The sequence below is a fragment of the Sphingomonas endolithica genome (genome assembly GCF_025231525.1).
Classification (GTDB): Bacteria; Pseudomonadota; Alphaproteobacteria; order Sphingomonadales; family Sphingomonadaceae; genus Sphingomonas; species Sphingomonas endolithica.
In genome coordinates, this window is sequence record NZ_CP103057.1 from 294181 (window position 1) to 306181 (window position 12001).

A 12001-nucleotide genomic window follows, 5' to 3' on the forward strand; every position below is an offset into this window, starting at 1 on the left:
GAGCCCGACATGGCCGGCATCCAGATCACGCGTTCGATATGGATCGATTCTGACGAGCTGCAGGAAAGCGCGACGCGCAGCGGCGGTGCCGGTGGGCAGCATGTGAACACCACCGACAGCGCGGTGATCCTGCGCTTCGACGTGGCGAATTCCCCCGGCTTGCCGGAGGCGGTCAAAGAACGGCTTTCGGCGCTGGCGGGGTCGCGATTGACGCGCGATGGTGTGTTGGTGCTGCGCAGCGAAGGCACACGCTCGCAACTGCTCAACCGCCAGGAAGTGCGGGCGCGGTTGGTGGCGTTGATCCAGGAGGCGACGATCGTGCAGAAGAAGCGTCGCCCGACACGACCGACCAAGGCATCGGCCACGCGGCGCGTGGATGGCAAGGTGAAGAGATCGGGCGTGAAGGCGGGACGGGGGCGGGTTTCGCTGGACTGATAGGGTTTGGCTGTCTGTGACAGGGCCGTTCCCTGGCGGGGGCCGGGGCCCAGGCGGGGTGGTAGAAGTAAGTGAGCGTAGCAGCGGCTTCCGCCCGTTCCGCTACTGGGCCCCGGCCTTCGCCGGGGAAGAAGTTGGCAAGGAACACGTAGCAAACGCGCCCGTCCGGCGATCAACGTAGGAACAAGCATGTATCAGTTCGATATCTCCGCCGGCTCCAAGGCCGATCTGTACCGCGATCTGCTGTCGGCGCTCGATGCGCTGACTGCGGACGAGCCCGATGCGATCGCCAACATGGCCAATGCCGCCGCCTTGGTGTGGGAATACCTCCCCGATCTGAATTGGGCAGGTTTCTACCGCGCGATCGATGGCGAGCTGGTGCTCGGGCCGTTCCAGGGCAAGGTCGCATGCATCCGCATCGACATGGGCAAGGGCGTGTGCGGCACGGCGGCGGAAACACGCACGACGCAGCTGGTGGAGGACGTGCATGCCTTTCCTGGGCACATCGCCTGCGATGCGGCAAGCCGGTCTGAGCTGGTCGTGCCGATCGTCGCCGATGGTCGGTTGATCGGGGTACTCGACCTCGATTCTCCCGAGCCGGCGCGGTTCGATGCCGACGATGCGGCAGGGTGCGAGGCACTGGTTGCCTTGCTGGCGCCGCGCTTGGGCTGATCCGTTTTAGGACAGCGACGCATCTGGCAAAAAACGCGACGAAATGGTAACTGACGCGTTAATATTTGCTGTGGCGCCTGACGGGCTGCCGCGTCATGCCAGGAGCGTCTACCATGCGAACTCTCACTTTTGCTGCACTTGCCGGGGCGCTGCTGGTGTCGACAGCACCGCTGGAAGCGCAGCGACTCGGGAGCAGCGGCGCGACTAGCCATTCCGTCTCGACGGGCGGCCAGCGATCGATGTCGAGCCAGGGTAGCTGGAGCGGGTCGCGATCCACGCAGTCGACGCATTGGAATGCGCCACGTCCGGCGCAACCGGGGAATTGGAACACGCCGCGCCCGACGCCGCCAAGCAATTGGAACGGCCAGAAGCCTGGTAATTGGAACGGCAACCACCCGCGGCCTGGCCAGTGGAACGGCAACGGCCCCACGCCGGGTTGGAATGGCCAGGGGCCGAAGCCCGGCAATTGGAACAACCATCAGCGTCCGCCGCGTTGGGGCGGCAACGTGAACGGCCATTGGCATGCCGGCTACAATGCGCCGGGCGGCTGGAACGGCTATCATCGCCCGACGCGCGGCTGGGTGTTGCCGAGCTACTGGATCCAGCCGAGCTTCTTCATCAGCGATTATTCGTCCTACGGCCTGTCCTCGCCGCCTTATGGCTATAGCTGGACGCGCTATTATGACGATGCGGTGTTGATGGACAGCCGCGGGCAGGTCTGGGATTCGGTCAGCGGGGTCAATTGGGACCGGTACGACGATGGCTACGGCTATGACGATGGTGCCTATGCCTATGGTGGCGGGGGCTACGATCAGGGTGGCTATGACGAGCAAGCCTATGTCGCGCGACCGGATGACGGCCTCGGTGGCGCTGTGATCGGTGGCGTGGTCGGCGGGGTCGCTGGCAACGTGATTGCCGGGCGCGGCAATCGGCTGGCGGGCACGCTGATCGGCGCAGGCGTCGGCGCAGCGGCCGGGTATGCGATCGACAAGTCGGAGGATCGCGGGCGCTATGCCAACGGCTATGGCGCTGGTTATCCCGCGCCGCCGGTCGCGTATGCGCCGCCAGCCGAGGTGGTGCAGAGCGGCGGCTATACCAGCAGCTACAATTCGGGATATCGCCAGCAGGGCGGTTATGTCAGCGGCGGCTATTGGTACCCGCCGGCGACCACTACTGTCGTGACGGTGTCAGCGCCCGTAGAGACGGTGACCACGACGACGACCGAATATGTCGAGACGAGCTACGCCGCGCCGCGCAAGGTGTGGCGGGCGCCGAAGAAGGTCTGGAAGCCCCGGTCCAAGGTGCGCGTGCAGTGCACCTGCGATTGCGCCTGCCGCTGATTGGGGGCGGGTGGGCGTTGGTTTGGGGGGGGGGCGCGGGTTGTAGATGCGCCTCCAATAGCCAGAAACGTCACCCCGGACTTGTTCCGGGGTCCACCAAGCGGCTTTCCGAAGTTATGATGGCTGAACGTTGAGGGTGCGGCACGGTGCACCTCCGAAACAAGTCCGGGGTGACGCTAAGGCCTTGTTCTTGTTCGTTACAGTCTAAGAGCCATGCGCGCTACCCGAGGCGAGCCGCCATGCGTTATTGCCGACGGGCGCGTTCGCCGAAGGTGACGAGGCTTTCCGCGCCGTCGGCGGCAAGCGATGCGACACCGATCAGGTGGTCGTCGACCGGCACGTTGCGGAGCACCGTCTGCGTGGTCTTCACGTCCAGCGTGCCCGTCCAGTCCTGCGCGTCCGAGCGGCGCCAGCGGACGCGGTAGCCGACTGCCCCGGGAATGGCCGCCCAGCTGACATTGGTATCGCGCGAGAGGTCGCCGGCGATCGTCACCTTGTCGGGGGCCGCGGGTGCGGCGGCAAGGCGGCGGATCGTCGCGACGTTGATGGCGGTCACCTTGGCCAGATAGGTGAAGTCCATCCGGTCGATCGTGTCGCCGTAAGTGACGCCTTTCTCGGTGCGCAGATCCTGATGCTGGGCGTCCCAATTCTCGACCGATGAGCTGAAGCGCACGGCGGGGAAGCCGAGCTTGAGGAACGGCTCGTGATCGCCGCCGCGGCCGAAGCGATCGGGGCGGCGGTCGACGAACACGTCGAGGCCGCCGGGGATCTTGCCGGCCACGCCGTCGATCGCCTTGGCCAAAGTGCGCGACGGACCGTCATCCTCGCCGCCATTGCCACGCCGGGCGATCTGGGCGGGCAGGTCCTCCGACATGCGGATGCCTTCGGAAAAGACGCGCACGCGCGCCGCGTCGCGCACGCCGCCTTGGCCGAGGCTGTTGCCGACGATGTCGTTGTTGAGCATGGCGCTTACCGTCCAGCCCTTGTCGCGCGCGGTTTCCGACAGCAATTGCGCGCCGAGCAGCCCCTGTTCCTCGCCCGAGAACAAGACATAGACGATCGTCGCACGAAACTTCTGTTGCGACAGCAGGCGGGCGGCTTCCAGCACCAGCGCCGAGCCCGAGCCATTGTCGTTGGCACCGGGGGCAATGCCCTTGGCATCCATGACATCGGTAACACGGCTGTCGATATGCGCACCGACGATCACGACGCGTTTAGGATCGCTACCCTGCTGAAAACCGAGCACGTCGACAATATTCGCGCCCGCCGGGGTCCGAGGCGACACCATGGTCCGGGCGATGTTCGACACGACGATGCAGCCGTTGCAGGCGTCCGCAATGCGCGTGAGCTCGCCGCCGGCCCAGGCGCGGGCGGCGCCGATGCCTTGTGCCGGATCGTCCTGCGCGGACAGCGTGTGCCGCGTGCCGAACGAGACGAGCTTCTCGACATCCGCCTTCAGCCGGGCAGGGCTGGGCTGGTCCTGGGCTGCAGCAGGCGCGGCGAGGATGAGCGTCATGAGGGGCAGGTATTTCATCAGCTGAGCCTGTCGATATCGTCGCGGGTAAGCGAGCCGGGGATGATCATGAGCGGGATGGGCAGGGCGCCAGCATCGGTGCCGGCGAAATGCGCGACGAGGGGGCCGGGCGCGCCGATCGCCGCGGCGCCGAGGACCAGGGCGGCAATGTCAGGGTTGGCGGCGATCATCTCGCGGATGATCTTGGGGCCGTCGCCCTGCTTCAGCGTAATCGAGGGGCGCAGGCCGGATTCCTCGATCAGCGTGCCCGCCGCGCCCGCGACGAGCGCCTCGGCATGAAGGCGCGCTTCTTCTTCGATCGTTGCCTGAACACCGCCCCACGGGCCGAATTCGGCCGGCGGCAGAAGGGTGAGGATCTCGACCCCGCCGCCGGTCTTGACCGCGCGGCGCGCGGCGAAGCGGAGCGCGATACCGGCCTCCGGCGTTTCATCGACCACCACCAGATAGATGCGCATTTCCACTCCCTTGTGGCGCATAGGTGCCTTTATGCGGCGGCGCGCGCAAGAGTGCGGTCTTGACCATCGCGGTGTCGGGCGCGAAGGATCGCCGCCGCACCGGAATCATCTCCTCCCCAGGAATGCGTCAAAGGAATCCCATGCCGATCGAGATCAAGATGCCAGCTTTGTCGCCGACGATGGAGGAGGGCACGCTGGCCAAGTGGCTGGTCAAGGAAGGCGACAGCGTCAAGTCCGGCGACCTGATGGCCGAGATCGAGACCGACAAGGCGACGATGGAGTTCGAGGCGGTCGACGAAGGCGTGATCGGCAAGATCCTGATCGCCGAAGGTACCGACAATGTGAAGGTCGGGACGGTGATCGCCACGCTGACGCAGGAAGGCGAAAGCGCGGATGCCGCGCCGCCAGCTACTGTCGCGAAGGAAGAACCCAAGGCAGAGACACCAAAGCAAGAGGCGCGCGCGCCGGAGGCGGCACGTGCGGTCGAGCCTGCGCCAGTGCAGACGGCTCCCGCTGCAACGGGTGAGCGCGTCAAGGCCAGCCCGCTGGCGCGACGCATTGCGGCGGAGAAGAATATCGAGCTTTCCGCGCTGACCGGGTCGGGTCCCAATGGCCGGATCGTGAAGGCGGATCTTGACGGCGCGAAGCAAGGCGCTGCCTCGACTGCGCCGCAGGCGGCTGTCTCGGCGCCGGAGGTGGCGGCAGCACCGGCACCTGCCGCATCTGCGCCCGTCGCGGCCAAGGCTGCTGCAATCCCCGACATCCCCCATGAGGCGGCCAAGCTCAGCAACGTGCGGAAGACGATTGCGCGCCGCCTGACCGAATCGAAGCAGCAGGTGCCGCATATCTACCTGACGCTGGATATCCGGCTCGACGCGCTGCTCAAGCTGCGCGCCGACCTGAACAAGAGCCTGGAAGCGCGCGGCGTGAAGCTGTCGGTCAACGACCTGCTGATTAAGGCACTGGCGGTGAGCCTGATGCAGGTGCCGACGTGCAACGTGATGTTCACGCCCGATCAGCTGATCACCTTCTCGCGTGCCGACATTTCGGTTGCGGTGAGCGCGCCTTCCGGACTGATCACCCCGGTGATCACGCATGCCGATACCAAGTCGCTGTCGGCGATTTCGACCGAGATGAAGGATCTCGCCGCCCGGGCGCGCGAACAGAAATTGAAGCCCGAGGAATATACCGGCGGTACGGCCAGCATCAGCAACATGGGCATGTTCGGGATCAAGAATTTCGACGCGGTGATCAACCCGCCACAGGGCATGATCATGGCGATCGGCGCTGGCGAGAAGCGGCCGTACATCATCGACGATGCGCTCGGCATCGCGGCGGTAATGTCGGCGACCGGCAGCTTCGATCACCGCGCAATCGACGGATCGGACGGCGCGGCGCTGATGCAAGCGTTCAAGACGCTGGTCGAAAACCCGTTGGGGATGCTCGCCTGACATGCCCTGGCGGACGCTGATCGAGCTTCTGCACATGCTGTTCGGCATCCTGGCGACCCTGTTGCTGTCGTCGCTGGCCTCCTGGGCAGTGCCGAACGCGCGTGAGTCGATCTCGCTGGTTGCCTGGGTGGTAGCGGCGGTAGTGGTGGCGATAGGCGTGCGGCCGCTGCGCCGGGCATGGTCGCTGGATCGTGGACGCGGGCCGATGAAGAGTGACGGCGTGAATGGCGCGCCGCATGAGTGACGGCCCACCCGACACTATCCCCGCGATCCGCGCGACGGCGATGGCGGCGGATGCCAATCCTTACGGCACGATCTTCGTCGGGTGGCTGATGGGGCAGATGGCACTGGCCGCGGGGTCGGCCGCGTCACGTTTCTCGGGTGCACGTTGCCCGGTCGTGGCGGCGAACGGATTCTCGTTCAAGGCACCCGTGCAGGTAGGGGACGAGGTGTCGTTCCACGCCGAGATCGTCGCGACCGGGAGGACGTCGATCACGGTGGCGGTGATGGTGTGGCGACGCGACCGGCACGGTGAGGGCGGCTCGCAGGCGGCAGAAGGCAGGTTCACGTTGGTGGCGATGGGGGCTGACGATCGGCCGATGACGTTGGTTGCGGCTGCGGCATGACGGCGAGCGACGTCGATGCATTTTGGCGGCGGCAGTTCAAACGTCTGCTCGCACTCGAAATCGCCGGGCGCAATCCGGTTACGTTGTCTTCGCGTTGGCTTACCTTGGCTTCCATGAAGTGGAACGAGCGGCGCCACCGGGTGTCATTCCACGTTCCAATGAATATCTATCACATACTTGACGATCCCGATGTCCGCGCAAAGGACCATCGGTACGCACAACGGCAATGGGCCACGGGCCTGGAGTGGATAAATGGCTGATTCCTATGATCTCATCGTGCTCGGCTCGGGGCCTGGCGGCTATGTCGCGGCGATCCGTGCGAGCCAGCTTGGCCTCAAGGTTGCGATCGTCGAGCGCGAGTTGCTGGGCGGAATCTGCCTCAATTGGGGGTGCATCCCGACCAAGGCGCTGCTGCGCTCGGCGGAGATCTTCCACTATATGCAGCATGCCAAGGATTATGGCCTGGCCGCCGACAACATCACCGCCGATCTCAATGCTGTGGTGAAGCGTTCGCGCGGCGTTGCGAAGCAGCTCAACCAGGGCGTGACGCACCTGATGAAGAAGAACATGGTCGCGGTGCACATGGGCACGGGCAAGCTGACGGGGCCGGGTGCGCTGACCGTCACTGCCGCCGATGGCAAGACGACCGAGCTGACCGCCAAGAACATCATCGTCGCCACCGGCGCGCGGGCGCGCGAGTTGCCGTATGCCAAGGCGGACGGCAAGCGCATCTGGACGTACCGCCACGCAATGACGCCTGCTGAAATGCCGAGCAAGCTGCTGGTGATCGGATCGGGCGCGATCGGGATCGAGTTCGCCAGCTTCTACAACGACATGGGTGTCGAGGTGACAGTGGTCGAGATGCTCGACCGGATCGTGCCCGTCGAGGATGTCGATATCTCCACCTTCCTGGAGAAAGCGCTGAAGAAGCAAGGCATGACGATCCTGACCGGGACGGCGATCGACAAGCTCGACATCGGCGCGAACGGCGTGACGGCGGCGATCAAGGCGAAGGACGGCACCGTCACCAATGCCGAGTTCAGTCATGTCATCGTCGCGATCGGCATCGTGCCCAATACCGAGGATGTCGGGCTGGAAGCGCTGGGCGTCGAGACGGACCGAGGCTTCGTGAAGACCGGCCTGGATTGCCAGACCAACGTGCCCGGCCTGTATGCGATCGGCGATATAACTGCGCCGCCGTGGCTGGCGCACAAGGCCAGCCATGAAGGCGTGATCGCGGTCGAGGCGATCGCCGGTGGACATCCGCATGCGATGGACCCGCGCAACATTCCCGGCTGCACCTATTGCCACCCGCAGATCGCGAGCGTCGGACTGACCGAAGCCAAGGCGAAGGACGCTGGGTATGACGTGAAGGTCGGCAATTTTCCGTTCATCGGCAACGGCAAGGCGATCGCGCTCGGCGAGGCGGAGGGCTTCGTCAAGACGGTGTTCGATGCCAAGACCGGAGAGCTGCTCGGTGCGCACATGATCGGCGCCGAAGTGACCGAATTGATCCAGGGCTATACGATCGGCAAGACACTGGAGACGACCGAGGCGGAATTGATGGAGACGGTGTTCCCGCACCCGACGCTGAGCGAAATGATGCATGAGAGCGTGCTTGCGGCATACGGCAAAGCGTTGCACATCTGACCCGGGGCAAGCGGCTTAATTGCGGACCTTTGAGGAACGCACCCATCCGCGCGGCGTTGTTGCGCGGAAGCAGGAGGAGAAATACCATGAAAGCACAGTTTCTTATCGTCGCATCGGCACTCGCGCTCGCGGCGTGCGGCGGCAACGGCGATAGCGCCACGGGGAACATCGTGACGACCGATCCGACGATCGGTGGCACCAACGACACGATGCTGTCGAACGACATGACCGCCGAAGACGCCAATGCCATGGCCGACAACGGGCTGGTCGCCAACGACACGGCAGCAACTGCTCCGATGACGGCGCAGGCGTTCGCCAATACGGCGGCAGCAAGCGATGCGTATGAGATCGCTTCGTCCAAGCTGGCCGGCACCAAGGCGACTGACGCTGGCGTGAAGAAGTTCGCGGCGCAGATGATCAAGGATCATACGGCATCGACTGCGAAGCTGAAGGCAGCTGCCGGCACGATCAAGCCCGATCCGACGATGAACGCCGAGCAGAAGGCGAACATCGCTGCACTGGAAGCAGCTTCGGGTGCCGACTTCGATTCGACCTACAAGACGCAGCAGCTGGCGGCGCACGGCAAGACCTTGGTCGCGCTGAAAGGCTATGAAGCCAGCGGCGACGATGCGGCGCTGAAGACTTTCGCGACCTCGACCGCACCGGTCGTGCAGGGTCACCTAACCATGCTGCAGGGCATGTAAGCTTTTCGCTTTTAAGTGAAGAGGAGGGCCTCGGCACGTATGTGCCGGGGCCTTTTTTGTTGGGCCGGTGGCGGTCGGCGAAACTTGCGACTTAAGCGGTGAGCCTAACGCTACCCGTTCGTCCTGAGCTTGTCGAAGGACGGGGCGCGCGCGCTGGATGGGCTTCGACAAGCTGGGCGCGAAGGGTGAAATGGGCTTTCGTCCGGGGCGGCGAAGGTGACGGGAAGCCTTTGAAGAACACGCAAGTCACTGGACAAGGGTGTGTTGCGCACCGCAATGTGCGCCCAACAAAGGGGATCGCATCATGAGTAAGTTTCGCGCGCTGCTGGCGCCGGTCGCCATGCTTGGGGCACTGGCGGCGGTACCCGCATCGGCTGATACGGTAATCGTCACCGCCGACCGGATGGTGGACGTGTTAAGCGGCAAGACGATTGACAATCCGGCAGTGACGATCGTGGATGGACGTATCACGGGGGTGGCCGACGCGCGCACGATCAAGTTCGGTGGCGATGTCCGTCACATCGATCTGGCGGGCAAGACGATCCTGCCGGGGCTGATCGACATGCATGTGCATTTGACGTCCCTGGCCGAGATCGGTGGCTATCGGGGGCTGCAATATACCGACAGCTTCTGGAGCGCGGTGGGCGTCGCCAATGCCAAGAAGACGCTGGAGGCTGGATTCACCTCGGTGCGCAATGTCGGGTCCGCCGACTTCCAGGATGTCGGTCTGCGCGAAGCGATCGACGGGGGGTGGGCGGTCGGTCCGCGCATCACGACCGCCACTTATGCGATCGGCGCGACCGGGGGGCATTGCGACGACAACAGCCTGCCGCCGAGCCTGGACAAGCAGGCGCCATCGGTGGTCAATTCTCCTTCGGAAGCGCGGGCGAAGGTGCGGTGGCTGCATAAATACGGGGCGCAGGTGATCAAGATCTGCGCGACGGGCGGGGTGTTCTCGCTCGGTGACAGCGTTGGCGGGCAGCAACTCAGCCTGGAGGAGATGAAGGCGATCGCCGACGAGGCGCATATGCTGCACCTGAAGGTCGCAGCGCATGCGCATGGCGACGAGGGTATTCGGGCGGCGATCCTGGCCGGTATCGATACGATCGAGCATTGCAGCCTTGCCTCGGACGAGACGATCAAGCTGGCGGTGCAGCACGGCACCTGGTTCGACATGGACATCTATAACGACGACTACATCCTGGCGACGGGCACGGCGAACGGCACCGAGCAGGAGAGCCTGGACAAGGAGAAGATCATCGGCCTGAAGCAGCGCCAGACGTTCCAGCGTGCGGTGAGGGCCGGGGTGCACATGATCTTCGGGACCGACGCCGGCGTCTACCCGCATGGCGACAATGGCCGGCAGTTCGCCAAGATGGTCGAATGGGGCATGACGCCGCTACAGGCGATCCGCGCGGCGACTTCCGATGCGGCGGTGGCGCTCGGCAAGACCGAGGATGTCGGGGCGATTGCGGTCGGGCGCCATGGAGACATCGTCGCCGTGGATGGCGATCCGCTTCGTGACGTGCGCGTGCTCGAGAAGGTTACCGCGGTGGTGAAGGGCGGCGTACAGGTGAAGTGACCGCAGCGTTGCGCCGCAAATCCGCAATAAGTCAGTGCATGCGGCGTTAACCACCGCTAGACTGCGCGCCGATTATAGGGGCGGGGTGGGACATGGCGGATCGGGGTTTCTGGCTGACGGCGTTGGCGGCGCTCGCGTTGACCGGCGCAGCCCCGGTGCCAGCCGGGGCACCGCCGGCGCGAGATTTCGGTTCGAACCTCGAGCGGTTCGATTATCCATGGCCGGTGCAGACGATGACGGTGGACGTGGTCGGCGAGCTCGCGCGCATGGCGTTCATGGATATCGCCGCCGATCGTCCCAATGGCCGTACCGTGGTGCTGCTGCACGGCAAGAACTTCTGTGGGGCGACGTGGGAAGGCAGCGCCCGGGCACTGGCGGCGGCAGGCTTCCGGGTGATCATTCCCGATCAGATCGGCTTCTGCAAATCGTCCAAGCCGCGGGCGGCGCAATACAGCCTGGAGATGATGGCGGCGCTGACCAATCGGCTGCTCGTCACGCGTGGTGTGCAGCGGGCGTCCATCGTCGGTCATTCGATGGGGGGCATGCTGGCGATGCGCTACGCGATCATGTTTCCCGCGGCCGTCGACAAGCTCGTCCTGGTCAACCCGATCGGGCTGAAGGATCGCAGCGAGGAAGGCGTCCCCTATACCGACGTGGATGCCTTGTGGGCGAGCGAGAAGCGCACCAGCTTCGCCTCGATCAAGGCCTATCAACAGAGTAATTACTACCACGACACATGGAAGCCGGCTTACGATCGCTGGGTGTGGATGCTGGCGGGCATGTACACCGGCAGCGGGCGCGACGCCGTGGCATTGGCGCAGGCCAAGACCAGCGAGATGATCCGTACGCAGCCGGTCGCGCATGAGTTCGAGCGGATCGCGCCGCCGACCACAATGATCATCGGAACGCTTGATCGCACCGCCTTCGGTCGCCAGCAGGCGCCACCATCGCTGCAGAAATTCCTCACCGCCATTCCGGCGAATGCGCCCGGAGCCGTTCAACGGATGCGCAATGCGGTGCTGGTCAAGCTTGAGGGGCTTGGGCATGCGCCGCAGGTCGAGGCGCCGGCACGGTTCGAGGCGGCGTTAATGAGCGCGCTCAAGCGGCCGAGCAGCTAGGAATCCGGCAAACGCGGTAGACGATTCGCTCGGGATATGGTGGATTATCGACTGCGGAAAGAGGAGCAGGATGATGGGCGACACACGCAACACGACGGACAAGATGAAGGACACGATTCACGAGAAGATCGTCGATCCTGTCAAGAAAGCCGGCGAAGCGATGCGTCAATCGGGCGCCAAAGTGGCCGAAGGTGGTTCCACGGTCAGCATGAAGCTGCTGGACCAGGCAGAGCAGAATGCGCGCGAGGCGTTCGCCGCGATGCGGGCGGCGGCCGCGGCGAAGGATCTGGGGGAGGTCTTGAAGGTGCAGAGTGCCTATCTGCAGGAGCAGAGCACGCGGAACATGGCCCAGGCCAAGGAGATCGGGGAGTTGATCGCCAAGATCGGGCAGGAATCAGTGGCGCCATTGCGCCGCGATACCGAGTGACCGTATC

At 64.7% G+C, this 12001-nt stretch carries 14 protein-coding genes; 12 read left to right on the plus strand and 2 right to left on the minus strand.

Annotated elements, in window-relative coordinates; translation table 11 throughout:
* Positions 1 to 9 precede the first annotated feature (9 nt).
* From arfB to NV382_RS01495, 3 genes are all read left to right on the plus strand, one after another.
* Positions 10 to 435, plus strand: a complete 426-nt coding sequence (gene arfB, locus NV382_RS01485) for an alternative ribosome rescue aminoacyl-tRNA hydrolase ArfB (protein ID WP_260598786.1) — start codon at positions 10 to 12, stop codon at positions 433 to 435.
* A 189-nt stretch (positions 436 to 624) separates the two neighbouring features.
* Complete coding sequence (locus NV382_RS01490) at positions 625 to 1107, plus strand: GAF domain-containing protein (RefSeq protein ID WP_260598787.1); 483 nt, start codon at positions 625 to 627, stop codon at positions 1105 to 1107.
* Between the two features lie 113 nt (positions 1108 to 1220).
* Complete coding sequence (locus NV382_RS01495) at positions 1221 to 2447, plus strand: RcnB family protein (RefSeq protein WP_260598788.1); 1227 nt, start codon at positions 1221 to 1223, stop codon at positions 2445 to 2447.
* Positions 2448 to 2691: 244 nt separating this feature from the next.
* Here NV382_RS01495 and NV382_RS01500 read toward each other — a convergent pair whose 3' ends face one another.
* The gene (locus NV382_RS01500; RefSeq protein ID WP_260598789.1) at positions 2692 to 3981 is read right to left on the minus strand and encodes a M28 family peptidase; all 1290 of its coding nucleotides are present in this window, start codon (positions 3979 to 3981) and stop codon (positions 2692 to 2694) included.
* A complete protein-coding gene (locus tag NV382_RS01505; RefSeq protein ID WP_260598790.1) occupies positions 3981 to 4436 on the minus strand; it encodes a universal stress protein in 456 nt (151 codons plus the stop codon). Before NV382_RS01505 ends, NV382_RS01500 begins: the two co-directional genes overlap by 1 nt.
* A gap of 140 nt (positions 4437 to 4576) precedes the next feature.
* Between NV382_RS01505 and NV382_RS01510 the strand changes: the two genes are divergently transcribed.
* The 9 genes from NV382_RS01510 (at position 4577) to NV382_RS01550 (ending at position 11994) form a co-directional block, all read left to right on the plus strand.
* Positions 4577 to 5887 carry a pyruvate dehydrogenase complex dihydrolipoamide acetyltransferase gene (locus NV382_RS01510; RefSeq protein ID WP_260598791.1) on the plus strand — a complete coding sequence of 437 codons (1311 nt, stop codon included), beginning with the start codon at positions 4577 to 4579 and terminating at the stop codon, positions 5885 to 5887.
* 1 nt (position 5888) lies between these two features.
* Positions 5889 to 6131 (plus strand): hypothetical protein, encoded by a 243-nt coding sequence (locus tag NV382_RS01515; protein WP_260598792.1) that lies wholly within the window; start codon positions 5889 to 5891, stop codon positions 6129 to 6131.
* Entirely contained in the window at positions 6124 to 6513 is a 390-nt protein-coding gene (locus tag NV382_RS01520) for an acyl-CoA thioesterase (protein ID WP_260598793.1), read from the plus strand. Before NV382_RS01515 ends, NV382_RS01520 begins: the two co-directional genes overlap by 8 nt.
* A complete protein-coding gene (locus NV382_RS01525; RefSeq protein WP_260598794.1) occupies positions 6510 to 6773 on the plus strand; it encodes a hypothetical protein in 264 nt (87 codons plus the stop codon). The genes NV382_RS01520 and NV382_RS01525 overlap by 4 nt, the downstream gene beginning before the upstream one ends.
* Complete coding sequence (gene lpdA / locus NV382_RS01530; RefSeq protein ID WP_260598795.1) at positions 6766 to 8163, plus strand: dihydrolipoyl dehydrogenase; 1398 nt, start codon at positions 6766 to 6768, stop codon at positions 8161 to 8163. The genes NV382_RS01525 and lpdA overlap by 8 nt, the downstream gene beginning before the upstream one ends.
* Before the next feature lie 86 nt (positions 8164 to 8249).
* Positions 8250 to 8867: a DUF4142 domain-containing protein gene (locus tag NV382_RS01535; protein WP_260598796.1), complete on the plus strand. Its 618-nt coding sequence runs from the start codon at positions 8250 to 8252 to the stop codon at positions 8865 to 8867.
* 304 nt (positions 8868 to 9171) lie between these two features.
* Positions 9172 to 10449, plus strand: a complete 1278-nt coding sequence (locus tag NV382_RS01540; protein ID WP_312026763.1) for a Xaa-Pro dipeptidase — start codon at positions 9172 to 9174, stop codon at positions 10447 to 10449.
* 92 nt (positions 10450 to 10541) lie between these two features.
* Complete coding sequence (locus tag NV382_RS01545; RefSeq protein ID WP_260598797.1) at positions 10542 to 11567, plus strand: alpha/beta fold hydrolase; 1026 nt, start codon at positions 10542 to 10544, stop codon at positions 11565 to 11567.
* A 73-nt stretch (positions 11568 to 11640) separates the two neighbouring features.
* Positions 11641 to 11994, plus strand: coding sequence for a phasin family protein (locus tag NV382_RS01550; protein WP_260598798.1), 354 nt, complete (start codon positions 11641 to 11643; stop codon positions 11992 to 11994).
* Positions 11995 to 12001: the final 7 nt, after the last annotated feature.